Genomic DNA, 25,221 nt, shown 5'->3' with positions numbered 1-25,221 from the left:
GTCAGCGCGCGAGGATCGTGTAGCGGCCGCAGGTCGCGATGGTCGTCGGCTGCTCGGGCAGGTCCCATGGCACGGTCTGCGCGTCCTCGATGAGGAACGAGGGCGTTGGACCCGTGAAGTCCGTGCGGTTCACCAGCCAGGCGTAGTCGTCCAGGCGATGATCGACCTGCACGAGCTGCGCCGGGTCGTCGAGATGGGCCTTCGGCAGCCGCACCGTCCAGAACTGGCCGGCGCCGGTGCGCCCTGAGGCGTTCACCCAGTCGACGACGCAGTCGAGGTCGGCGTCGGGCCGATGGGCAGCATCCGACAGGCGCGGGCTGCCGAAGGCGCAGGCGACGGCGATCGCCGCGGCCGCGATCCAGACGAGCGGTTTCGGCGCCCGGACGGGTCGGGGAGCCGCGACGAGCGCGAGCAGGGGGGCGAGCACGACCGGCTGCAGGTAGCGCGCGGCATGCGTGCCGAGGGCGACGGCGCCGACGGTCACGAGCAGGGGCACGATCCACGACGCCGCGGCCAGGAAGCGCTCGCCGTCGCTGTCGGCGCGGAGGGTGCGCACGACGCCGACGGCGAGGAGGCCGAGCACCGTGGCCGCAGCGATGAGCCCGGGCGGGTCGGACAGCCGCGCTGCGAGCAGCTCGTCGTAGTAGCCGAGCGACTGGATCCACCGCTCGGGCTGCGCGTAGCCCGCGCCGCTGTTCGTTATCCATGCCGAAAGGGGAATACGTGCGAGGAACCCCAGTGCGGTGCCGCCGGCGAGGACGGCGGCGGCAGCGAGCATCCGTCCTCGCCGTCGCGTGCGGAGCAGGAGCACCGCGAGCACCACGACCACGGGCGCCGTCGTCCACGCGGCGAACAACGGGTTCGACATGGTCGCGACGAGGGCGATGGGCGCGACCGCTGCGAGGGTCCACGCGCTCGCGCCGTCGAGACCGCGGCGGATGAGCCCGCAGACCGCGATCATCGAGATGACGGTCGATGAATAGTAGGTCGTCGTCAGCAGGAGCGAGGCGAGCTCCAGGGCATCACGCGATGCGGAGGTCTCGGTCACCGCGAGCAGGCCGAACGCCGCGAGGGCGGTGAGGGTCCAGGAGACCGGGGCGGCGTGCGGGCTGCGCCGACCGGCTGTGAGCCGCAGCGCCCCGTAGAGCGCGATGACGTTCAGGACGGCGTTCACGGCGAGGAGGCCGTTCACGTCGAACGGGAGGGTGACCGAGAGAAGGGCGTACAGTGCGGTCTCGGGCACGAACAGCACGCTCGACATCGCCCAGTCGAGACGTTCGCCGGAGAGGATCGAGCGCGAGAGCATCGCCACCACCAGCGAATCGCCATCGCGGAACAGCAGCTCGGAGCGCGCCGAGGCGGCCACCTGGGCGGACACCGCGACGGCGAGGCCGGCGGCTCCGAGCCAGCCCAGCAGTTCACGTCCACCAGCGCGTCGCATCCATCCACTGTCGCACGACGGTCGCAATCCTCCCGGTAAGCTTGTGAGGTACTCGCCCGCCAGCGCCGCAAGGCTGCCGAGCCCCGAGGGAGCCGTGATCATGCTGATCCTCCTCGGTGCGTTCCTCCTCTTCTCCGTGGCGATGCCGGTGCTCGTGCGCTGGATGGGCGCTCGCGCGTTCTACATCGCGGCGCTCGTTCCCGCAGCGGCCTTCGTTCATGCGCTCGTGCTGACGCCGCGCGTCCTCGACGCCGACCCTGCGCCCTTCGAGACCTACACGTGGCTGCCGCAGCTCGGGCTGAACCTCTCCATGCACATGGACGTGCTCGGGTGGGTGCTCACCCTCATCGTCACCGGCGTCGGCGCGCTCGTGCTCTTCTACTGCCGCTGGTACTTCCATGACGACGCGGCTGGTCTCGGGCAGTTCGCCGGCATCCTCCTCGGTTTCGCCGGGGCGATGTACGGCCTCGTGCTCACCGACGACCTCGTCATGCTCGTCATGTTCTGGGAAGTCACGAGCATCCTCTCCTACCTGCTCATCGGGCACTACCGCCGCCGCGCCGCCAGCCGTCGTTCCGCGCTGCAGGCGCTGCTGGTGACCACCCTCGGCGGGCTCGTGATGTTCGTCGGCGTCGTGCTGCTCGTCGTCGACGCCGGCACCTCCAGCATCCGCGAGATCATCGCACTGGGGCCGACGGGCCCCGTCGTCGACGCGGCCATCGTGATGCTGCTGGTCGGCGCGATCAGCAAGTCGGCGCTGTTCCCCTCCCACTTCTGGCTGCCTGGCGCGATGGCGGCTCCCACCCCGGTGAGCGCCTACCTGCACGCCGCCGCCATGGTGAAGGCCGGCATCTACCTCATCGCGCGCTTCGCGCCGATCTTCGCCTTCAGCGGCCCCTGGCGGCCGATCCTCATCACCCTCGGCGTCTTCACGATGCTGCTCGGCGGTGTCCAGGCGCTGCGCGAGACCGACCTCAAGCGCATCCTCGCTTTCGGCACCGTGAGCCAGCTCGGCTTCTTCGCTGTGGTCGTCGGCTACGGCACCCAGGCGACGGCGCTGGCGGGCCTGGCGCTCGTGATCGGGCACGCGCTGTTCAAGTCTGCGCTCTTCCTCATCGTCGGCATCATCGACCGCCAGCTGTCCACGCGAGACATCACAGAGCTCTCCGGCGTCGGCAGGCAGGCGCCGGTCTTGGCGACCACCGCGTTCATCGCGGTCGCATCGATGGCCGGCATCGCACCGACCATCGGCTTCGTCGCGAAGGAGTCCGCGCTCACTGCTCTCCTCGACGATGCGCTCGCCGGGTCAGCCTGGGGCCTCGTCGCGCTGATCGGCGTCGTCCTCGGATCCATGCTGACCGCGGCATATGGCACGCGCCTGCTCTGGGGGGCGTTCTTCACCAAGCGCGATGAAGAGGGGCAGCGGATGCCGGACACGGTCTGGCCCGACCCTCCGGTCGGCTTCCTCGGCGCGCCCATCGTCCTGGCCGGTCTCACCATCGCGGCGGGCATCGGCGCACCGGCTCTCGATCACGCCCTGCGCCCATACGCCGTCACCGCTGAGGCGATGCTCTCGCGCGAGTCGGCGGGGCCGGGGCACCTCGCGCTGTGGCACGGCTTCGAGCCCGCCCTGGGCATCTCGATCGCGTCGATCCTGCTCGGCATCGGCATCTTCCTGCTCACCCGTCGCACCGGGTGGGATCACAAGCCGCGCCTGCTGCCGTTCACCGCAGCGGATGCCTACTACTCGGTCATGCGCGCCATCGACCGCGTCTCGGTGCTCAGCGCGACGCTCACCCAGCGCGGTTCGCTGCCGGTGTACGTCGGCACGATCTTCATCGTGTTCGTCGTCGCCGAGATCACGGCGCTGCTGGCGAGCGACGTCGACCGGTTGCAACTGTCGGTCTGGCACACGCCGGCGCAGATCGCCGTCGCGCCGCTGATGGCGGTCGCCGCGGTCTTCGCGGTGCGCGCGCAGAAGCGCTACACCGGGGTGGTCCTCGTCTCGGTGACGGGCCTCGGCATGGTGGTGCTGTTCGCCACCAGCGGCGCCCCCGACCTCGCGCTCACGCAGATCCTCGTCGAGACCGTCACGATGGTCACCTTCGCGCTCGTGCTGCGACGGCTGCCCGCGCGGATGGGCGAACACAACGCCTCGGTCGGCCGCGTCCCGCGCGCCCTCCTCGGCATCGGGGTCGGCGTGACGATGGCGCTGGTGGCGATCGTCGCCACCCAGTCGCGGGTCGCCGCCCCCATCTCCGAGGCGTTCCCGAAGCTCGCGTACGAGCTCGGACACGGCAAGAACGTCGTCAACGTCGCCCTCGTCGACCTCCGCGGCTGGGACACCATGGGCGAGTTGTCGGTGCTTGTGCTCGCCGCGACCGGCGTGGCCTCGCTCGTCTTCGTCACCCATCGCGCCGATTTCCTCGCCGCCACCCGGACGCTGCCGAAGGCGGTGCGTCGCTCGGTACGCGTGCGTCCGCTCGTGGAGACGACCGAGGGCATCCGCTTCGAGACCGCCGAGAACCGGTCGAGCCCGCGCGCCTGGCTCGTCGGCGGCACGAACATGAAGCCGGAGAACCGTTCGATCCTGCTCGAGGTGATCGTGCGCATCCTCTTCCACACGATCATCGTCGTGTCGATCTTCCTGCTCTTCTCCGGCCATAACCTGCCAGGCGGCGGCTTCGCCGGAGGGCTCGTCGCCGGCATGGCCCTCGTCATGCGCTACATCGCAGGTGGACGCTGGGAGCTGGGCGCGGCGGCCCCAACGGATGCCGGGCGCCTCTTGGGATCGGGCCTCGTGCTCGCCGTCGGCAGCGCCCTGGTGCCGCTGCTGTTCGGCCAGGCCGCGCTGACGAGCACGTTCTGGGAGTGGGAGTGGCCAGGGTTCGGCCACATGGAGGTCGTCACCTCCACGATCTTCGACATCGGCGTGTACCTCGTCGTCATCGGGCTCGTGCTCGATGTGCTGCGCAGCCTCGGCGCCGAGGTCGACAAGCAGGCCGCTGCGGTGCGCCAGGCGCAGGGCACGAGATCACGGGGAGGGGCGAACGACTGATGGACGTGTCGCTGACTCTCATCGTCATCATGGCCGTGCTCTTCGCGTGCGGCGTCTACGCCATGCTCGAGCGCAGTCTCACCCGGGTGCTCATCGGCTTCCTGCTGCTCGGCAACGCCGGGAACCTCCTGCTGCTCATCGTCATGGGCGTGCCAGGCAGCGCGCCGTTCTTCGGTGCGGATGGCGAGCTGAGCGACCCGCTGCCGCAGGCGCTCACCCTCACCGCGATCGTGATCACCTTCGCCGTCTCGGCGTTCCTGCTTGCCCTCATCTACCGCTCCTGGCAGCTGGGCCAGGCCGACACCGTCGAGGACGACGAAGACGACATCGCGATCCGCGGACGCACGGATGCCGAAGAAGACGTCATGGGAGACGATGAGGGCGACTACGCCGACGCCGACGCCACCACCGACTTCGTCGGAGTGCAGACCGCGCCGATCAGGGTGCTGCACATGAAGGATCATTCCGCGATCGACGACAGGGCTCCGGTGGACAGGCCCGTCGGGCCGTCGGGGGGCGCAGGTCTTTCGGGACGCGCGGGCCCGTCGGCGGGCTCAGCGACCCAGGGCGGTCCGGCATCCGATTCCGAGGGGAGTGACGCATGAGCGCACTCGTACCCCTGCTGGTCGGGCTGCCGCTGCTCGGAGCCGCCGTCACCCTGATCTTCGGACGAAACGCCCGCGTGCAGATCGTGGTCACGGTGGTGACGCTCGTCGCGGTCTCGATGATCGCGGTCGTGCTGCTCGTCGTGGTCGACGGCGGCAGCCCGCTCGCGGTCTCGGTGGGCGGCTGGCCGGTGCCGTTCGGCATCGTGCTCTACGTCGACCGGCTCGCCGCCCTCCTCGTGCTGATCTCGAGCATCGTGCTGCTCGCGGTGCTCCTCTTCTCGATCGGCCAGGGCGTCGCCGACGGCGCCGAGGAGACCCCCATCTCGATCTTCAACCCGTCGTACCTGATCCTCGCGGCTGGCATCTTCAACGCCTTCATCGCCGGCGACCTCTTCAACCTCTACGTCGGCTTCGAGATCCTGCTCGTCGCCTCGTACGTGCTCATCACGCTCGGCAGCACCGAGTCCCGCATCCGCACCGGCGCGGTCTACATCGTCGTCGCGCTCGTGTCGTCGATCCTCTTCCTCGCCGCCATCGCGATGATCTACGGCGCCGTCGGGACCGTGAACATGGCGCAGATCGGTGAGCGGATGAGCGAGCTGCCGCAGGAGACGCAGCTGGTTCTGCACCTCATGCTCGTCATCGCCTTCGGCATCAAGGCCGCGATCTTCCCTGTCTCGTTCTGGTTGCCCGACTCCTACCCGACGGCACCGGCGCCGGTCACCGCCGTGTTCGCCGGATTGCTGACCAAGGTGGGCGTCTACGCGCTCGTGCGCTCCGAGACGCAGCTGTTCCCCGAGAACGACATCAACCTGCTGCTGCTGATCATCGCGCTCGCGACGATGATCGTCGGCATCCTCGGCGCCGTCGCGCAGGCCGAGATGAAGCGCATCCTCTCGTTCACGCTCGTCAGTCACGTCGGGTACATGATCTTCGGTCTGGCGATCGGCACCTCCGCGGCGATCGGGGCGACGGTGTACTACATCGTCCACCACATCATCGTGCAGACGACGCTGTTCCTCGCCGTGGGGCTCATCGAGCGCAAGGCGGGCAGCACGTCGATCCTGCGGGTGAAGGGACTGATGAAGGTCGCGCCGTTGATCGCGGTGCTCTACTTCCTCCCGGCGATCAACCTCGGGGGCCTGCCTCCGTTCTCCGGCTTCATCGGCAAGTTCGCGCTGTTCGAGGCCGCAGCATCCGTCGGCACCCCTGTGATGATCGTGCTGATCTTCGGCGGCATCGTCACCTCGCTGCTCACGCTGTACGCGCTGATGCGTGCGTGGAACCTCGCCTTCTGGCGTGAGGAGGAGGACTCGGTCGAGACCGAGGGGCGCATCTCGTACCTCAACGAGGCGCCGGCGGCCGATGAGCAGCAGGAGAGCCGGCGCATCCCTGCCATCATGACGGCGGCGACGTCAGGCATGGTCGTGGTGACGATCGCCCTGACCGTCTTCGCCGGGCCCCTCTACGCACTGTGCGACCGCATCGGGTCGGCCCTGTTCGAGCCGGTGACGCTCGTGCAGCTCGAGGACGAGGTCGGCGGATGACACCGGATAGCACCAAGCACATCTGGCGGGATATCGGCGTCCAACTGCCCTTCCTCGCTTGGCTCGTCGTGCTGTGGATGCTGTTGTGGGCCCAGTTCACGCTGCTGTCCTTCGTCACCGGCCTCATCGTCGCGATCTTCGTGACGCGCGTGTTCCGCCTGCCCACCGTCGAGCTCTCGGGGCGGGTGAACCTCTGGTACGCGCTCGTGCTCGGGGTGGAGTTCCTCTTCGCCGTGCTGCAGGGCGCGGTCCTGGTGGCGGTGCAGGTGTTCGACTTCCGGCGTCAGCCGGGCGCGGCCATCGTCGCGGTGCCGTTGCGCTACGCCGATGATCTGGTGATGACGCACGTCGCCGTTGCCTCGTCGCTGATCCCCGGGTCCCTCGTCGTGGAGGCGGACCGCGACCGGCGGATCCTCTACCTGCATGCGATCGGCGTGCGGACGATGGACGACGTCGAGAAGACGCGCGCGGGCGTGCTGCGGTGGGAGGAGCGCATCGTGAGGGCGCTCGGCGATCCGGCGCAGTACCGTGCGCTCAAGGCGGACACCCATCGTGTCGCCGCGCGGTCGCGGAGCGAGGAGCGGAGCGGCCAGGCGAAGGGCGCTCAGCGACCACGGGGGAGGAATCGATGAGCATCCTGCTCGGTGTCATCCTGACCGTCTTCGGCGTCGCCGCCGTGCTCACGGTGATCCGCATCGTGCGGGGGCCGTCGATCCTCGACCGCGCCGTGGCCAGCGACGTGCTGCTCACCGAGGTCATGTGCGTGCTCGGCGCCGAGATGGCGATCAACGGGCACACGCGGAACATCCCGGTGCTGCTGATCATCGCCGCTGTCGGCGTGTTCGGCTCGATCGCGGTGGCGCGTTTCGTCGCACGAAGGGACAACACGACACCATGAACCTCTTCGGTCTCGAAGTCCCCGACGCCGTCATCGACGTGACGGTGCTCGTGCTGATCCTGCTCGGCGCGCTGCTGTGCCTGTCGGCGGCGGTGGGGCTGCTGCACTTCCACGACGTGCCGTCGCGGCTGCACGCGGCGACGAAGCCCCAGGTGCTGGGGCTGCTGCTGATCTGCATCGCGATCGCGCTGTCGCAGCGTTCGGTCGGAGGCATCCTGCTCGGTCTGGTGCTCGTGGCCCCCATCGTCCTCATGCAGTTCGCGACCGCGCCGCTGTCGGCGCACATGGTGGGCAGGCAGGCGTACCGCAACGGCTCGGTCGATCAGCGCGAGCTCGTCGTCGACGAGCTCGCGGACTCGAAGCAGACGCCGCCCGGCGCGGGCTGAGCCGGGCTGGTTCTTGCTGAGCCGGGCTGGTTCTTGCTGAGCCGATGGGCTCTGATCAGACGCGGGCCGCGAACCGCTGGATCAGCGCCGCGGCGAGGGCGGCGTCGCTGATCAGGGTGCCGTGACCGTGGTCGGGGATCACGGCGAGCTCGGCGTCTCCGACGGCTTTGACGATCTTGCGACACCACTTGTCCGGCGCCATCGGATCGCGCTCCCCGCGCAGCACCAGCACGGGGCACTCGATGCGCGGATATGTCTTCTCCGGCTCGTGCACGATCGTCGCGCGCATCTTGCGGATCAGATGCGGTCCGCCGCGCAGGTACTCGCGCGCGCCGCGCCACAGCACCGTCGGACTCTCGCCGATGAGGTCGCGCAGCAGGTACGAGGCCTGCACCGCGAGGTTGCGTGCGGTGCTGTCGACAGTGGGCCCTGCGAGCACGGCGCCGGAGACCAGAGAAGGATGCCGGGCGGCGAGCTCGGCCGCGATCTGACTGCCCATCGAGTGACCGATGACGATGACGGGTCCCTCGTGGGCATGTCGCAGATACGCGGCGATGAGGTCGGCATGACGCTCCATCGTGAGGGTGCGCTCGGGTTCCGGGGCTTCGCCGAACCCGGGCAGGTCGACGGCGATCACCCGTCCGTCGAGGCGGCGCACGAGATCGATGTAGACGCTGCGGCCCATGCCGATGCCGTGCAGCAGCAAGAAGGTCGTGCCAGTGCCGAAGGTCTCGGCGACGAGGGTCGCGCCGCCGTGCTCGAACTCGACGACCGATGCCGGGTCGTCGGGCGGAGCAAGAAGACGTGTGGGCACCCATCCACGCTAGCGCCTCACGGCACGGCATCTGATCCGCGGCGTGGCCGGTATCGGTTCCGGTTCCGGTGTCGGTGCCGGAACGGACTCGCGGGGTTCCACGCGTTCGTTCTCCGGTCGCGATTCATGCCGGTATCGGTCCGGATCGGGCGCTCCGGTCGCAGTTGGTGCCGGTATGCGTGGCCGGGAGCGGCACGGACTGCGACCGGAACAGCAAGGGCGGATGCCGGAGCGGCGCAGATCGCGACCGGAGAGTCGAACGGGTCGGCATGGGTCTGGAGGGCTTCGCGTGGGCTGTGTCACACCCCAGCGGTCGCGGGGTGCGCTGGTTGCGTTCGGGAGGTGGTGGGTTCCGGTCGCGATTGGTGCCGGTATCGGTCCGGATCGGATGTTCCGGTCGCAGTTGGTGCCGGTATGCGTGGCCGGGAGCGGCACGGATTGCGACCGGAACGGGAAGGACGGATGCTAGAGCGGCACGGATCGCGACTGGAGCGGCGCGGAGCGGCGCCGAGCGGCGCCGAGCGGATGCCGGAGCGGCGCAGATCGCGGCGGGAGGCCGGCCACCGGCATCCGCTGTCCGACGTCCGTGCGAGGATGATTCGGTGCCCGAACCGCAGCCGATCACCGAGAAGCGCGGTCTGCGGGGGCGGATCGCCTCGGGTCTGAGCGACCCGGTGCTGCGCGCGCTCGTCACGGCCACTGCCGTGTCTCGCATCGGGCGGGGCGTGTTCCTGACCATCACGGTGCTGTTCTTCACGCGCATCATCGGGCTGAGTGCCGCGCAGGCGGCCATCGTCCTCGCGGTGTCGAGCGGCTTTGGGGTCGTGGCCTCGTTCCTCGGCGGATGGCTCGCCGACCGTTGGAGCGCGCGCCGACTCACCTTCGCCTTCGAGGCGCTCGGAGGCATGCTGCTCGCGGCATACGCCTTCGCCGGAGACTTCGTTTCCGCCCTCGTCCTCGCGAGCCTGTCCGGCTTCTTCGACTCGATCGGGCACTCGGCCCGCGCGGCGATCATCGCCCGCGGTTTCGTCGCCGAGCGCCGCGTGCACGCGCGTGCCGTTCTGCGCACGGTGACCAACGTCTCCATCGCGGTCGGTTCCGGTGTCGCCGCCATCGCCCTGGCGCTGGGAACCCCCGAGGCGTACCGTGCGGTGATCCTTGCCGCCGGGCTCTTCTGCGCACTCGGATCGCTGCCGCTGCTGCGGCTGACATCGGCGGTCGACGCCCCTGCGCGCGCGAACGGACCCGTGCGCACCGCAACGGGCTCCATCGACACCGAGGCCGTCGCTGCCCGAAGCGATTGGCGCCGCCGTTCGCCGTGGCGCGATCGCCGGTACCTGCTGCTCTGCGTGCTCTCGGCGGTGTTCGGCATGCAGTTCGGCGTCGCCGAGCTCGGCGTGCCGCTGTGGATCACGACCCAGACGAACGCCCCGACCGTGATGGTCTCGGTCGTGCTGATCACCAACACGGTGCTCGTCGTGCTGTTCCAGGTGCGGGCGTCGCGCGGCACGCACGACGTGCGCACGGCGGGACGCGTGACCATGATCGCGGGGTGGCTGATGGCGGCGGCGTGCCTGGTCTACGCGCTCGCGGCGGGTCTTCCCGCATGGGCGGCGATCGTGATGCTCCTCGTCGCGATGATCGCTCACACCTTCGCCGAGATCCTCTCGCAGGCGGGCGCGTGGGGGCTCAGTTTCGAACTCGCCGATCCGGTGCGCGCAGGCGCGTACCAGGGTGTCTTCGGCATGGGATTCTCACTCGGCGCGCTCGCCTCGCCCCTCGTCGTGAACGCGACGGCGATTGCGCACGGCCTCGCCGGCTGGGGGATGCTGGCGCTGATCTTCCTGACCGCTGCCGCCGGCATCTGGCTCATCGCACGGCGGGCCGCCCGGGCATCCGCCCGACCCGCGTCCGCCTGACCGGACACCCGTCCGATCGGGCATGCTTTCCGACCGGCCCCTCTGCCTGACCGGCCCTCCATCTGCGCCCCCGCCCACCGCCGGCGACCTCCCTGCCGCGCTCAGGGCCTCAGCACCAGCACATCGACGGCCGCGGCATCCACCGCCTCCGTCGAGAAGGGCCAGGCGCGTTGCACGCCACTTGCCCAGTCGGCGGCCTGGTCGGTGTAGTGCGCGTGGAAGGCGTGGCCCGAGGCGCCGGTGAGGTGGATCCACGTCGAGGCGTCGAAGTCGGCGAGGTCGACGACCATCCGCATCGAGGGCACCGTGGTCGTCTCGTACGAGGCGCCGATCCGCCATCCCGTCGCGTTCACGACCGATGCGCCGCCGCTCACCGGGTAGGGGCCGCGGTTGAACAACCACTCGATCGGGGCGATGCCGGAGGATCCGAACGTCGAGCTCGTCAGGCTGAGGGCGTGCAGCGAGCCCCAGTTCCAGGCGTGCGGGTTCGTGCCCTGGAGCGCTGCGAGCTCGTCGTACGCCTCTTCGGCCGAGGCCGCGAGCATCTCGTCGCGACCGGCGACGCCGATCGACGCGTTCGTCCACAGGGGATCGGACGGGTCATCGAGAAGGGTGCCGACGACGGTGAAGAGCCGCCCCTGGCCGGTGATCGGCAGCGGCTGCTCGCGTTCGGCGAAGAGGTTCTGCACGAGGTTCGACCACAGCACGTTCGCATAGGCGGCGGCCGCCGACGAGGCCGTGTTCTGCGCGTCCCAGTCTTCCAGCAGCGCCACCGCGTCCTGCGCGCCCTGCCCCGACACCTCGATGTCGCGGAGAGCGGATGCCAGCTTCTTCCCGATCCACATCTCATCGTCCATCTGGATCTCGCGCATGTCCTGCGCGGTGAGCGCACCCGTCGCCGCGCGCCGCTCGAGCAGATGCGCGATGCGCCCGGCGCGGTAGCCGTAGTCCCAGTCGTCCGTGAGGAAGTAGTCGTAGTCGTCGGTGACGATCGCGTTGTTCGCCGTGACGATGTAGCCCGACGCGGGGTTGTAGGAGACGGGCAATTCCTCGAACGGAATGTATCCGGTCCAGTCGTAGGCGCTGTCCCAGCCCGGCTGCGGCATCGAGCCGTCGCCGGCGCCGCGGATGGGGAGTCGGCCAGGTGTCTGGTAGCCGATGTTGCCCTCGACGTCGGCGTAGACGAGGTTCTGCGCCGGGACGTCGAACAGCGACGCCGCGTAGCGCAGGTCGTCGAAGCTCTTCGCCGTGGCGAGTGCGAAGATCGCGGCTGACGCGGTGCCGGGGTCCAGTGCCGTCCAGCGCAGGCTCACCGCGTACTCGACGGGTGGCGCCGCGGCATCCGATGCCGCTCCGCCGGCGACGAGAGCCGGATCAGGGTCTTCGGCGAGGGCGGTGAAGTCATCGGTGAGGCCCGAGATGATCGGACCGTGCACTGTCGAGCGGATGGTGAGCTCGACGTCGTCGCCACCGGCGACCTCGAGCGTCTCGGTGGTCTCATCGAGCGGCACCAGGGCACCGTCGCGCCAGTACGCGTCGCCTTCGAGCTTCTCGATGTAGAGGTCGGTCACATCGGTGGTGAGGTTGGTGAATCCCCACGCGACCTGGGCGTTGTGTCCGATGACGATGCCGGGGAGTCCGGAGAACGAGAACCCGCCGACGTCGAACGGGCACGCCTCGCCCACGGTCGAGCACTTCAGCTGCACCTGGTACCAGACGGAGGGGAGCGCGGCCCCGAGGTGAGGGTCGTTCGCGAGCAGGGGGAGGCCGCTCTCGGTGAGCGAGCCCGACACCACCCAGGAGTTCGAGCCGATCCCCTCGCCGACGTCGCCCACGAGCATGCTCGCCGCCGCGACCACGTCGGATGCCGTCTCCCACTCGATCGTCGTGCTCGCCAGCTGGGTCTCAGCGTCATCGTCGACCGTGAACACCGCCGCCTCGGCATCCGTCTTCACGGCCGGAACGGAAGAGATCTTCGGCACGATCACCGGGTTCTCCTCGAACGGGTATCCGGGGTAGAGCTGGTCGAGCGCCGCGGTCACCTCGTCGGCCGTCAGGCCGGATGAGGCGAGGTCGGCGGCGAGGAGCGCCCGCTCGGACTCGTCCTCGACGTTGGTGCGCAGGTCCCAGGCCATCGCCTTGAGCCAGGCCACGGAGTCGGCCGGGGTCCACGGCTCGGGTGCGTAGTCGGCGTTCTGTATGCCGAGAATCGCATATTCGAGCGAGATGTCGGCGCCGGAGTGCGAGTCGAGGTAGGCGTTGACTCCATCGGCGTACGACTCGTAGTACTCGCGGGTGGTCTCGTCCATCGCGGCGACCTCGGCCTCGGCGACCTTGCGCCAGCCGAGCGTGCGCAGGAATGCGTCGGTCGCGACCTGCGATTCGCCGAACAGCTCGGCGACCCGGCCCGCCGTGACGTGCCGGCGGAAGTCCATCTCGAAGAAGCGGTCCTGCGCGTGGACGAAGCCCTCGGCGAAGAAGAGGTCGTGGGCGGAATCGGCCGTGATGGTCGGCACTCCCTGCTCGTCGCGCTGCACGGTGACTTCCGCGGTCAGGCCCTCGAGCGTCAGCTCGCCGGACGTCTGCGGGAACGACCGCTGGATCGTCCAGGTGAGCGCCAGCGCCGCGATGACCGCGACGACGACGATCGCCGAGAGCACGAGGAAGAGGATCCGCCCTATGCGCACGGCGATCGGCGGGCGCGAAGGCACGGTGACGGCGGTCGAATCGGTTGTCATCGTCGATAACTCTTTCGGGTTGCATGCGGGGACTCAGTCCCCTTGAGCCCCGAACCGCGTCTCAGAACGCGTCCTGGAATCATATCCTCGATGCCGGATGCCGTGCCCCCGGCATCCGCTCATCCGATGAGGCTCGGCTGCAGGTCGTGGAGCGTGCGCCGATGCGTCATGCGCGTGACGCCGATCGCGGCGAGCAGCAGCGCGCCGACGAGCCACAGGGCGAGGACCGCCAGATCCCAACCGGCTCGCGCCAGATCGCCGCCGTACATGAGCTGCCGCATCGCATCGACCACGTACCCGAGGGGCAGGACGTGGTGCAGCGCCGCGAGGGGGGCGGGCAGCGTCTGCCAGGGGAACGTGCCGCCGGCGGTCACCAGTTGCAGCACCATGAGCACGAGGCCGAGGAACTGCCCGACCGAGCCGAGCCACACGTTGAGCGCGAGGATGATCGCGGCGAACGTCGCCGAGGCGACGACGAGTACTCCCAGCGTGCCGAGCGGATGGTTGAACGTGAAGCCGAGGGCGATCGCGAGCACGCCCATGAGTCCGAGCATCTGCACCCCGCCGAGCATGGCCGGGGTCAGCCAGCCGGCCAGCGTGATGCGCAGCGGGGAGTGCAGCGCCGTCACCGCGCGGCGCGAGACGGGCTTGACGATGAGGAACAGCGCGTAGATCCCGATCCAGGCGGAGAGCGCGGCGAAGAACGGCGCGAGGCCGGCACCGTAGTCCTCGGCTGAGGCGAGCTTGTCGCTGGAGACCTTCACCGGGTCGGCGATCGTGTCGGCCTGCAGGATGCGCAGGTCGGGCGTCGACGCCGGGATCTGGTCGACCCCGGAGGAGAGGCCGTCGCGGAGGGTTCCGATGCCGTCGCGGAGGGCGGCGAGGCCGTCGCGCAGCTGACCCGCGCCGGTGTTCGCGGCTGCGGCGCCGCCGGCGAGGGTCTCGGCGCCGCCGGCGAGCTGGGCGGCTCCGGAGGCGACGGATGCCGCGCCGGCGGCGAGCTGGTCGACCTTGCCGACCGCGGTCTGGACCTGGCCGTTCGCGTCGTGCACCTTGGCGCCGAGCGGGTCGAGCTTCGCCAGCACCTGATCGATCTGGTCCTGCGCGAGCCCCTGTTCGGCGAGGAGCGCGCTGATGTCGCTGCGCACCTGGGGCAGGGCATCCGCGGCCTGCTGCGCCGCCGCCCCCGCGCGATCGGCGACGTCGGCGAGGGCGCGGTTGCCGTCGCTGACCTGCTGCGCGCCGCTGGCCAGGGCGGCGGCTCCGGAGGCGAGCTGCGCCGAGCCGTCGGCGAGCTGGGCGGTGCCGTTCGCGAGGTCGGAGCTTCCGGATGCTGCGCCGGAGGCCCCGTCGTGCAACTGCGTCGCGCCGTCGGTCGCCGTGATGAGGCTGTCGCGCACATCGCTGAGCCCGGTGAGGAGCCGCTCCGCGGCCTCGCTGCCGACCATCTCGGCGACGGAGCTGCGGATCTTCTCGACGGCCTGGGTGCCCATGGAGGAGGCGAGGTAGTTGTTCGCGTCGTTCGTGTCGAGCTCGATGCGGGCACGGCGCGGATCATCGGAGGCGACCGAGGTGAGCGCCTCCGAGAAATCGGCGGGGATCGTCACCATGAAGTCGACGTCGCCATCGTGCAGCGCCTGCGCCCCCTCCTCCGCGGACATGCGCTGCCAGTCGAAGGCGTTGCCCTCGATGAGGTTCTCGGCGACGTCCTCGCCGTAGTTGACGGTCTCGGTGGCCGGGTCTGCGGCTGCATCGGTCGAAGAGCTCTGCGCCCCGCGGTCGTTGACGACGAGCGCGACGGGCACCTCGGGGAACTTCGAGTACGGATCCTGGTTGGCCCAGAGGTACAGGCCGCCGTAGAGGATCGGCACGCACACGAGGGCGACGAGGGCGAGGATGCTCATCCGGCTCGAGGTGAGGCGGCGCAGCTCGGCCGAGATCATGGCGGGGACCTTCATCGCAGCTCTCCGTTCCCGGTGGGTCCTGTCGTCTCTTCGTCGTCCGTCGTCTTTTCGTCGTCCGGTGTCTCCGGTTCCGCTTCGGGGGCGGTGTCCGTTTCGGCGGCGTCTTCCGCCTCGGGGGTCGACACGTCGGATCGGGGGATCGTTTCGGGATCGCGTTCGACATCTGGGGCGTCGGGCTTCAGTGCGTCGGCCTTCAGGGTGTCGGCCTTCAAGGTGTCGGCGCCCTGGGTGTCGGGGGTGGCGGTGTCTGGTGTGGCGGTGCCGAGGGCACCGGTGCTCGTGGCCGGGTTCCCGGCATTCGTTTCGTCGTTCCCGGCCACTTCGGAGGCGGGCCGAACGGATGCTGTGTCAGTGCCCAGAGCGTCGGGTGCGGCGGCGGTGCCGCCGGTGTCGTCGGCGGTGTCAGTGTCAGCGTCCGTGTCGGTGCCCAGAGCGTCGGCTGCGGTGTCGTCGCCGTCGTCGTCGCCGTCGGTGTGGTCGCCGTCGAGCACGAGCGGCTCGATGGGGCCGGAGGCGTTCACGGCGCCCAGCTCGTGCATCCGCTCCAGGGCGACGGCTGCGGCCCCGCCGACGACGACGAGCATCGCGTATCCGCGCTCGGCGAACTCGCCCGCGATGCGCCACCACGAGTCGGGACTGCCGCCGTGCCGGTCGGGCGAGACCAGCACGATGCCCTCGACGCCCTCGCGCAGCACCGCGAGCTCGCAGAGGATCCGCACGCGCACCTCGGGGGCGATGTCGCCGATCGCGACGCCCGCGAGCTCTTCGTAGCCGAGTCCGGACAGCCAGCGCCTGGCGTGCAGCGGGGTGGCCCGCACCCCGGCGAACATGAGCTCTTCGCCGACGACGCCCGCGAGCGCGATCCCGGCGTGCGGATCGCTGACGTCCGGCGCATCGACGAGCGCGACCCGGCGGCGCAGCATCCGATCGTTCTTGTTCCCGTCGATCGTCACGCGTCCGGAATCGGGGCGCATGCGTCCGCTGGCGATGAGGCCGAGCACGGTCGGACGCTGTTCGGTCTCGGCGATCGCGAAGCGCACGGCGCCGGTGTGGAACTCGAGGCTCACGGTCGGCAGGGCGCGCCCCTTGTCGACCTCGTGCAGCGCGACCCTCACGCCTCGGCTCCGAACTCGGGGTGCGCGGCGAGGAGCTCGTCGGTCTCGCGCCAGGAGAGGCCCGCGATGCTCAGCAACGCGCGCACGGCGACGTTCGCGGCCTCGGCGCTCGCAGCATCCGTGCGCGAGATCACGGTGCGCGCCATCTCCTCGATGAGCCGCGCCAGGGTGGGGGCGGTGAGATCGGTGCGGAAACTGCCGTCTTCCTGCCCTCGGCGGGCGAGGTCCGCGACGGTGCGGCGCAGCGGCGCAAGCGCTTCGGCGGTGTGCTCCACGTGCGCTTCGTCGAGGGCGAGGGCTGCGGCCACCTGCACGTGCGCGGCCTCGCGCCACAGCAGCGCGGCGAGGCGGGCGAGCGCGAGGCGGCAGTCGTCGTCGGCGACCGAGGCGGCGATGGCGTTGAAGCGCTGGGCTCCGCTGGAGATGAGCTCGCGGATCAGGGCGTCGCGGTCATCGAAGTGGCCGTAGAGCGTGCGGCGGGAGAGCCCGGCGCTGCGGGCGATGACATCGACCGAGGCGTAGGGGTCGTTCGCGAGGGTGGAACGGGCGGCGGAGAGGATGCCGGCGCGGTTCTCGACGGCGTCGCGGCGGGGTGCACGAGTGGTCATGTGCACCATCGTACTTATAGTGCACATGCTTGTGCAAGATAGTTCGGGGAGTTCACAGCATCCGCCGCGCCCATGCCTCGCATCCCGGGCAAATGCGTGTTGACGGGAGGAGGCGCAGGCCGCACAATGTGTACTGTTATAGCGATCAGTTGTTCTTCTTAACGGAACATGCATTGGCGCCGATGAACAGCATCACCTGACAACGACGTGAGGAGTCATGTTGACACAACCCACCGAGACCGCCATGGCGAAGCGGCCGTTCGCCCTGCTGGTGGCGATATTCCTCGTGATGGAACTCACTCCGATCTTCGAGACGACCATGATCGCCACGGGCCTGCCCACGCTCATGAACGCCTTCCAGATCGACATCACGGCGGCGTCCTGGCTGATCACGATCTTCACCCTCGTGGGAGCGGGAACTGCCGCGATCGCCGGACGCCTCGGCGACATCTACGGCCGCAAGCGGATCATCATCATCCTGATGGCGCTGTCCACCCTCGGCTCGCTCGTCAGCCTGATCAGTGGCAACTTCGTCGGCGTGCTCATCGGGCGCGGCCTGCAGGGCACCTGCGCGGGGATCTTCCCGCTGCTCATCGGCCTGGCGCGTGAGGCCGCGGAACCGCGGCGGGTCTCGCTGCTGGCGAGCCTCACCTCGGGCGTCAGCGTCATCGGCGGATCCCTCGGGGCGCTGTTCGCCGGCGTCCTGATCGACACCGCGGGGTGGCACTCGATGTTCGTCGCGTCGGCGATCCTCGCGGTGATCGCCATCGGCGGCGCCGCGCTGCTGCCGCGTTCGATCATGACCGCACGGGAGGCCGCGTCGGGCCGGCTCGATATCCTCGGCGCGGTGCTCCTGGCGCCCGCGGTCACGGCACTGCTGTTCGGCTTCATGACGTCGCGATCGGTCGGGCTCAGCCCGCTCGTGATCGGGATCCTCGCGATCGGGCTCGTGCTGCTGGTGTTCTGGATCTTCTGGGAGCTGCGCGTCGAGAACCCCATGTTCAACCTGCGTCTGTTCCGCAACTCGTCGCTCGTGTTCGCCTTCGTCGCGACCGCCTTCGTTGCGATGGGCATCATGGCCGGGCCGTCTCTGCTCGCCCCGTTGCTGCAGCAGAGCCCGGTTTCTGCGCCCGTCGGCCTCGGGCTCACGCCGACGCAGGCGGGCCTGTACGGTCTCATCTCCGGTGCCGTCTCGTTCATCCTGTCGCCGTTCGCGGGCCGGGTGGCGGGACGCCTGGGGGCGAAGGTCGTGCTGCTGATCGGTATCGGACTGGGCGCCGTCGGCTACGTCGGGTTCTTCGCGGTGCACGACCTGCTGATCTCGGTCGTCGCGCTCGTCGTGTCGGGCGTCGGCACGGCGCTGGTCGTCGTGGCCGTGCCGCTGGTCATCGTCGAGATCGTGCCGCCGCAGGAGACGAGCGAGGCGGTGGCTCTGGTCTACGTGACGGGGCGCACGGTGTTCAACTCGATCGGTGTCGCAATCGTCGCCGTTCTGCTTGCCTCCAGCACGGTGCCCGACTCGACCCTGCCCACGATCGATGCCTGGATCGCGGGACTGTCGTTCGTGATCCTTACGGGAGTCGCCGGGTTCGTGGCGGCTCTCGCGATCCGCCGGACGAAGCCGCTCGACGAGCGCGTCGCCACGACGGCGGTGTAGACCGGCCGGGGCGGGCGGATGCCGTCCGCCCCCCGGCGGGTACGGATGCACGACCCGGGTACGGATGCACGACGGGATCACCGGATCGGTCGTGCAGGTGTGTCGGGGTCGTGCAGGTGTACCCGAAACCGGGGGCCGGGACGAAACCGGTGGCCGGGGGCCGGGCCGGGACCGGGGGCGGGAATCCGTCGTCAGTCGGTGCCGGAGTCGAAGGCCGCGCCCTCGGACGCCTCGTCCACGGCATCCGCCAGCGTCTCATCGACCGCCTCGACGGAACCCGTGATCTGGCTGGCCTCGCCGGCGGTGACGCGGCCGACGAGCTCACCCGTCGCCCCGCCGACCAGGCCGAGGCCCGCGTACTGCTCGAGGCGGGCGCGCGAGTCGGCGATGTCGAGGTTGCGCATCGTGAGCTGTCCGATGCGGTCGACCGGTCCGAAGGCCGCATCGCCCACGCGCTCCATCGACAGCTTCTCGGGGCTGTAGGAGAGGTTGGGGGAGACGGTGTCGAGGATCGTCCAGTCATCGCCGCGGCGCAGGCGGATCGTGACGGTGCCCGAGATCGTGGAGCCGACCCAGCGCTGGATGGACTCGCGCAGCATGAGCGACTGCGGCTCGAGCCAGCGGCCCTCGTACATGAGCCGGCCGAGGCGACGGCCCTGCTCGTGGTAGGTCGCGAGGGTGTCCTCGTTCAGGATGCCGTTGACGAGACGCTCGTAGGCGATGAACAGCAGCGCCATGGCCGGGGCCTCGTAGATGCCGCGCGACTTCGCCTCGATGATGCGGTTCTCGATCTGGTCGCTCATGCCAAGGCCGTGGCGTCCGCCGATCGCGTTGGCCTCCTGCACGAGGGCCACCGGGTCGGTGTACGAGGTGCCGTTGAGGGCCACGGGGCGACCGGCCTCGAAGGTCACCGAGACATCCTCCGTCTCGATCGCGACGGACGGATCCCAGAACTTCACACCCATGATCGGGTCGACGGTCTCGAGCGAGATATCGAGGTGCTCGAGGGTCTTCGCCTCATGCGTGGCGCCCCAGATGTTCGCGTCGGTCGAGTACGCCTTCTCGGCGGAGTCGCGATAGGGGAAGCCGTGGGCGAGGAGCCATTCGCTCATCTCCTTGCGGCCGCCGAGCTCGGTGACGAAGTCGGCGTCGAGCCACGGCTTGTAGATGCGAAGGCGCGGGTTGGCGAGCAGCCCGTAGCGGTAGAACCGTTCGATGTCGTTGCCCTTGTAGGTCGAGCCGTCGCCCCAGATGTCGACGCCGTCCTCCTTCATGGCGCGCACGAGCATGGTGCCGGTGACAGCGCGGCCGAGAGGGGTGGTATTGAAGTAGGTTTTGCCGCCGGAGCGGATGTGGAAGGCCCCGCAGCTCAGGGCCACGAAGCCCTCCTCGACCAGCGCGGTCTTGCAGTCGATCAGGCGCGAGGCCTCGGCGCCGTACTCGAGCGCGCGGCCGGGGATCGACTCGATGTCGTCTTCGTCGTACTGCCCGAGGTCTCCCGTGTAGGTGAAGGGCACCGCGCCCTTGTCGCGCATCCACGCGACGGCGACGGAGGTGTCGAGTCCTCCGGAGAAGGCGATGCCGACGCGCTCGCCGACGGGCAGTGACTGGAGAACCTTGGACATGCTTCCCAGTCTATCGGCGGGGTGTCGGCTGTTTCCGGCGGGGCGGGGACGGATGCCGTGGCCAGGAGGCGGATGCGGTATTGGTAACGATCGAGTCTGAATGTTTCCAATGAGCCGTATTTATTGTATGTTACGAAAAGTGTCCGGGTGAGTGCCCAGAGGGAGTGTCCGGGTGGGGGATCCGGGATCAAAGGGGACAGTTTTGATGAACAACAAAGACGAGCGGCGTCCTGCTGGCGGCGCAAAGATGCGCCGTGTTTCCACTCTGGTGGTGGGGGCCCTGGTGGCTTCCCTGCTCACTGCAGTCGGGGCGGTCGCAACCGCTCCGACTGCCCAGGCGCGCTTCGCCACCGGCGGATCGGGAACCTACACAGGCGCGATCGACTGGTTCGAATGGGGCGACGCGGCCACGCAGATCACTGCGTCAACGCTGACCGAGACGAACACGCGAATGATCGACGGCAAGGCCCTGTCGGTCACCTGCACGGTCAGCAACATCGTGGGCACGCGGAACAATGCGGCAGGCGATGTCCTCGAGAACCCGCTGATGACGTACAAGTCCGGCACTTGGCGCGGTGACGCCTTCGACGACCTCTACAACATCGGCGGAACCGGTACCGCGAACCAGATGGTCGCAGGTCTCGCGAACTACTATCGCGCCACTCCCGGCTCGACGGTCAAGTTCGATTTCAGCTGCTCGGCAACCTTTGACGGCGCCCCGCTCACACTGCCCGGTCTCGTCATCGCCGATGCTGAGTCGAGCACCTACTACGGCGTCAACGACACGGAGTATGTGCAGGCCACGCCGACAGCGCCGAACGCGAACTGGTTCATTGCAGAGCGTTACCGGTCGGCTGGTTGCACTACGTCGACGATCGCAAAGCGGTCGAGCGATAACACGCTGCGTTTGGAGCCCGACGGCGTCGAGTGCACCGACGCGGCTGTTGGCAATACCGCCTGGAACGGACCCAGCGCTGTCGCCGTGATGGAGAACACCGCAAGCGCTGCAATCGAGCTTCGCGGGCGTGGGCGCAGCGCGATCGCGCTCGGTGTCGTGTTCCCGGTGGACTACGGCGACGCACCGGCGAGCTACGGCGAGGCCGGCAGCCTCTTCGTGCCGACTCCGGTGGGCGGCGAAGTTCCGGTCGGCAACACGAACGTGTCCGATGCGGCCTTCACGCCCACGGTGCCTGGTCCGCCTCCGCACCGGCTCGGGGGGTACGTCGACGGCGACGGTGACGTCTATACGGCCTCGGCCGATGCTGCGCTCGACGACACCACGAGGGTCGACGACGAGACCTCGATCACGGTCACGACCGTGAAGGCCACTCCTGGACAGACCTATCGCATCGATGATGTGTCGTGTTCGGCCGGCTATGTGACCGCCTGGCTCGACTGGGATCGCAATGGAACGTTCGATAGCGATGACGCGAGCGGCACAGTGCAGTGCACCGGCGGTCAAGTGGACCTGGTCTGGACCGTTCCGATGGACGCTGTGGACTCGCGAGGCACTACCAAGACGTTCCTGCGAGTCCGTATCGCGGAGGACCAGGCGCAGGCGTCGACTCCGACCGGCCTGTCGCTCTCGGGCGAGGTCGAGGACTACGCCGTGAACGTCGAGCTGCCCAAGCTCAAGATCACCAAGGAATCGGATGCCACGGCCGCTTCGCGCGTCGGAGACCCCGTCACCTACACCGTGACCGCCACGAACATCGGTGAGACCGACTTCACGACCGGCTACCCGGCCGTGATCGTCGACGACCTGACCGATGTGCTCGATGACGCCACGTACAACGGGAATGCCGCCGCGAACCGCACAGGCACCCTGAGCGGTCCGAACCCGCTGGCGTGGACTGGTGCGCTCGCCGCGGGCGACACGGTCACGCTCACCTACTCCGTCACGCTCAAGGCGGGCGGAAACGGCACGGTGCACAATGTCGCGTGGGTGCCGTCCACTCCCGACAGTCGAGTGACGCCGACGTGCGACCCGACGGTGAACGACGTCGCCTGGGGGCCGGTCGACGCGGTGACGGGCGAGCCCTGCGCCGAGACCGAGTTGCTCCTGCCGAAGCTCACCATCAGGAAGGGCGCCGACACCACCGCGCTGCCGGCAGCCGGCGGTGAGGTGCAGTACACGATCCAGGTGACCAACCCCGGCCCCGGCGACTACACCGCAGCGCGGCTCGCGACCTTCACCGATGACCTCAGCGACGTGATCGACGATGGCTCCGTGGTTGCAGGCAGCATCACGGCATCCGCCGGAACCGCGACGCTCTCTGGCAGCACGATCAGCTGGTCGGGCCCGCTCGCCGCTGGTGCGACGGCCACCGTGACCTACCGGGTGACCTACAACGCCGGGGGCACCAATGAGCTCTTCAACCGCGCGTGCGTTCCGGCATCCGAAGTCGCCCCTGGCGGCCTGCAGTGCGACACCGTGCGCATTCCAGGGGCCGAGCTCGAGCAGTGGAAGCAGGTGACGTCATCCGACACGCCCGCCGTTGCCGGCAGCACCCTCACCTACACGCTGTACTTCAAGAACAACGGTCAGGCGGCAGCGACCATCGACGCGGTCGACGACCTCACGCACGTGCTCGATGACGCGGTGATCGCCTCCGGGCCCGTCGCGTCCACCGGGCTCGCGGCGACCGTGAACGGCAACCGCATCGCCGTCACCGGCAGTGTCGCCCCGGGGACGACCGGCACGGTCACCTTCACGGTGACGGTCAAAGCGGATGGAGAGCGCGGCGACAGCATCGCGTCGAACTTCCTGCTCGGACCGAACGACCCGCCGCCGCCGTCCAACCTCTGCGACCCGGCCGACGATGACCGCCCGGACTGCACCACGACGCCGATCGGGGGTGTGACCTACGAGAAGTCTGTGTCGGCGTCGTCCGACCCGATCGTGGCCGGAACCGTGCTGACCTACCAGATCACGGTGCGCAATGTCGGTGGCGCCACCGCATCCGTCTCTCGTGAAGACGTGCTGACCGGCGTGCTCGACGATGCCGATGTCAGCACCCAGCCCTCGTCCGATGTGAGCTCGGTGACGGTGACCGACATCGTCGATGAGCGCTTCACGATCGGTGGCGAGATCGCGACGGGCGCCACGGCGACGATCACCTACCAGGTGGTCGTGAAGCCGGAGTCGGAGCGCGGTGACAACGTGGCGCAGAACTTCCTCGTCCCCCCGGGGGCAACGCCTCCGACCTCCTGCCCCGCAGGAGACACGCAGTGCACCGTCACCCCGCTGTCGAACATCGCGGTGACGAAGTCCTCCGACCCGGTGTCGGGGACGGTGGTGAGTGCTGGTCAGGTTGTGTCGTACACGTTGACGTTCGCGAACACGGGTGTGGGCGCGGGTGCTGTTGATTACACCGATGACCTGTCGGGTGTTCTCGACGACGCGGCGATCACCACGGCGCCGGCGGCGAGCGATGCTGCGCTGTCGGCGAGCGATGGCACGGATGGTGAGCTTCGGGTCACGGGTACGTTGCAGGGTGGTCAGACGGTCACGGTGACCTACGCGGTGACGGTTGGCGAAGACGGTGAGCGTGGCGACAACGTCCTCGACAACGTCGTGTTCCCGACGGGCACGGTCGACCCGGAGTGCGGTGACCCTGAGGTGTCGTGCACGGAGCATCCGATCGGTGAGCTGGAGGCGTGGAAGAGCGTCGACCCGGCATCCGGTAGCACGGTGCGGGCGGGTCAGGTGCTGACCTACACGCTGCACTTCGAGAACACGGGTGCCGGTGCGGTGTCGGTGGATCGTGAGGATGTGCTGACCCGGGTGCTCGATGACGCGGCTGTGACCTCCGACCCTGCGTCGGCGGATGGTCTGACCGTCTCGGCGATCGCTGATGGGCGTTTCCGCATCACCGGGTCGCTCGAGCCGGGCGCGACGGCGACGGTCACCTACCAGGTGACGGTGAACGCCGATGGTGAGCGGGGTGATGACCTGTTGGCGAACTTCCTGGTCCCGACCGGTGGTGAGCCCGCTGAGAACTGTGTTCCCGCCGACCCGGAGCGTGCGGACTGCACCACGAACCCGGTATCGGTCGTGTCCGTGACGAAGTCCTCCGACCCGGTGTCGGGCACGAAGGTCAACCAGGGCGAGAAGGTCACCTACACCCTCGCGTTCGTGAACCACTCGACCGCTCCGGGTGCCGCGCCCGTGGCGATCTCGTACACGGACCACCTGGTCGATGTGCTCGACGACGCGACGCTCGTCGAAGGTTCCGTGACGGCGGGCGAAGGGCTCACCGCGCAGATCGTCGGCGACACCCTGGTCATCGAGGGCGAGATCGCGAGCGGCATGGCCGTTGCGGTGACGTATGCCGTGGTGGTCAAGGCCTACGACCGTCAGGGCGACCACGAGCTCAACAACGTGGTGGCGAGGACCGGCGAGGAGCCGATCTGCGTGCCGGATTCGCCGCTGTGCACAAGGCACCCGCTGGTCCCGCCGGTGGCACTCCCGACCACGGGTGCGGAGGTGCCTTACGGTCCGGTCGCGCTGGGTGTGCTGCTGTTCGGCATCGGCTTCGCGCTGCTGTGGTCAAGGCGCCGTCGGCTGGTCGAGACCGAGTGATCGAGATCGGCTGAGGCAATCGGATGGCGGGGCTCCCGGGGTATCTTCCCTGGAGCCCCGCCATGGGCCTTCTCGGGAGACTCGATGCGCGGCGCTGGTGTCGAGGAGGAACTCAGCGCTGGTCGGCGAGGCGAAGTTCGCGAATGTCGTCAGGGGCATCCGCCCTCCGAGCCACCCCCACCTACGCCGACGCCCCAGCTGGGCCGCGACGCCCCTGCTGATTTACGTCGCTGAACAGGGGCGTCGCAGCCCAGCGGG

Annotated in this window: 16 protein-coding genes; 9 read left to right on the top strand and 7 right to left on the bottom strand. The window is 69.1% G+C overall.

The annotated features are described in order from the left end of the window. Position 1 precedes the first annotated feature (1 nt). Positions 2–1,543 carry a hypothetical protein gene (locus tag QM568_RS08840; protein WP_415137916.1) on the bottom strand — a complete coding sequence of 514 codons (1,542 nt, stop codon included), beginning with the start codon at positions 1,541–1,543 and terminating at the stop codon, positions 2–4. Here QM568_RS08840 and QM568_RS08835 point away from each other — a divergent pair. From QM568_RS08835 to mnhG, 6 genes are read left to right on the top strand one after another with little or no spacing between them, the layout of a single operon-like run. After that, entirely contained in the window at positions 1,542–4,499 is a 2,958-nt protein-coding gene (locus tag QM568_RS08835) for a Na+/H+ antiporter subunit A (RefSeq protein WP_415137914.1), read from the top strand. The two genes, QM568_RS08840 and QM568_RS08835, sit on opposite strands and share 2 nt — an antisense overlap. After that, positions 4,499–5,104 carry a Na(+)/H(+) antiporter subunit C gene (locus QM568_RS08830; RefSeq protein ID WP_415137912.1) on the top strand — a complete coding sequence of 202 codons (606 nt, stop codon included), beginning with the start codon at positions 4,499–4,501 and terminating at the stop codon, positions 5,102–5,104. Before QM568_RS08835 ends, QM568_RS08830 begins: the two co-directional genes overlap by 1 nt. Continuing rightward, positions 5,101–6,654, top strand: coding sequence for a Na+/H+ antiporter subunit D (locus tag QM568_RS08825; RefSeq protein ID WP_415137910.1), 1,554 nt, complete (start codon positions 5,101–5,103; stop codon positions 6,652–6,654). Before QM568_RS08830 ends, QM568_RS08825 begins: the two co-directional genes overlap by 4 nt. Further along, positions 6,651–7,286, top strand: coding sequence for a Na+/H+ antiporter subunit E (locus QM568_RS08820; RefSeq protein ID WP_415137908.1), 636 nt, complete (start codon positions 6,651–6,653; stop codon positions 7,284–7,286). Before QM568_RS08825 ends, QM568_RS08820 begins: the two co-directional genes overlap by 4 nt. Then, positions 7,283–7,552 carry a monovalent cation/H+ antiporter complex subunit F gene (locus QM568_RS08815; RefSeq protein ID WP_415137906.1) on the top strand — a complete coding sequence of 90 codons (270 nt, stop codon included), beginning with the start codon at positions 7,283–7,285 and terminating at the stop codon, positions 7,550–7,552. The genes QM568_RS08820 and QM568_RS08815 overlap by 4 nt, the downstream gene beginning before the upstream one ends. Then, on the top strand, positions 7,549–7,938 hold the full coding sequence (gene mnhG / locus QM568_RS08810; protein WP_415137904.1) for a monovalent cation/H(+) antiporter subunit G: 390 nt from the start codon (positions 7,549–7,551) through the stop codon (positions 7,936–7,938). Before QM568_RS08815 ends, mnhG begins: the two co-directional genes overlap by 4 nt. A 55-nt stretch (positions 7,939–7,993) precedes the next feature. Here mnhG and QM568_RS08805 read toward each other — a convergent pair whose 3' ends face one another. Further along, a complete protein-coding gene (locus QM568_RS08805) occupies positions 7,994–8,752 on the bottom strand; it encodes an alpha/beta fold hydrolase (protein ID WP_415137902.1) in 759 nt (252 codons plus the stop codon). Between the two features lie 602 nt (positions 8,753–9,354). Between QM568_RS08805 and QM568_RS08800 the strand changes: the two genes are divergently transcribed. Further along, positions 9,355–10,671 carry an MFS transporter gene (locus tag QM568_RS08800; protein WP_415137900.1) on the top strand — a complete coding sequence of 439 codons (1,317 nt, stop codon included), beginning with the start codon at positions 9,355–9,357 and terminating at the stop codon, positions 10,669–10,671. A gap of 101 nt (positions 10,672–10,772) precedes the next feature. On the opposite strand, the gene QM568_RS08795 is transcribed toward QM568_RS08800, so the two are convergent. The 4 genes from QM568_RS08795 to QM568_RS08780 form a co-directional block, all read right to left on the bottom strand. Further along, on the bottom strand, positions 10,773–13,409 hold the full coding sequence (locus tag QM568_RS08795) for a penicillin acylase family protein (protein ID WP_415137898.1): 2,637 nt from the start codon (positions 13,407–13,409) through the stop codon (positions 10,773–10,775). 119 nt (positions 13,410–13,528) lie between these two features. Further along, positions 13,529–15,367, bottom strand: a complete 1,839-nt coding sequence (locus tag QM568_RS08790) for a YhgE/Pip family protein (protein WP_415137896.1) — start codon at positions 15,365–15,367, stop codon at positions 13,529–13,531. After that, positions 15,364–16,488, bottom strand: coding sequence for a hypothetical protein (locus QM568_RS08785; protein ID WP_415137894.1), 1,125 nt, complete (start codon positions 16,486–16,488; stop codon positions 15,364–15,366). Before QM568_RS08785 ends, QM568_RS08790 begins: the two co-directional genes overlap by 4 nt. Next, a complete protein-coding gene (locus QM568_RS08780) occupies positions 16,485–17,096 on the bottom strand; it encodes a TetR/AcrR family transcriptional regulator (protein ID WP_415137892.1) in 612 nt (203 codons plus the stop codon). The genes QM568_RS08785 and QM568_RS08780 overlap by 4 nt, the downstream gene beginning before the upstream one ends. Positions 17,097–17,313: 217 nt before the next feature. On the opposite strand from QM568_RS08780, the gene QM568_RS08775 reads away from it, so the two are divergent. Next, positions 17,314–18,753, top strand: a complete 1,440-nt coding sequence (locus QM568_RS08775) for an MFS transporter (protein WP_415137890.1) — start codon at positions 17,314–17,316, stop codon at positions 18,751–18,753. 191 nt (positions 18,754–18,944) lie between these two features. On the opposite strand, the gene argG is transcribed toward QM568_RS08775, so the two are convergent. Continuing rightward, positions 18,945–20,378, bottom strand: a complete 1,434-nt coding sequence (gene argG, locus QM568_RS08770) for an argininosuccinate synthase (protein ID WP_415137888.1) — start codon at positions 20,376–20,378, stop codon at positions 18,945–18,947. A 283-nt stretch (positions 20,379–20,661) separates the two neighbouring features. Here argG and QM568_RS08765 point away from each other — a divergent pair, with 283 nt between their 5' ends. After that, a complete protein-coding gene (locus QM568_RS08765) occupies positions 20,662–24,963 on the top strand; it encodes a CshA/CshB family fibrillar adhesin-related protein (protein ID WP_415137886.1) in 4,302 nt (1,433 codons plus the stop codon). Positions 24,964–25,221: the final 258 nt, after the last annotated feature.

The organism is Microbacterium sp. (genome assembly GCF_047607465.1).
Classification (GTDB): Bacteria; Actinomycetota; Actinomycetes; order Actinomycetales; family Microbacteriaceae; genus Microbacterium.
Note: the sequence above shows the minus strand (reverse complement) of the source record. Positions and strands in the feature narration are given on the sequence as shown.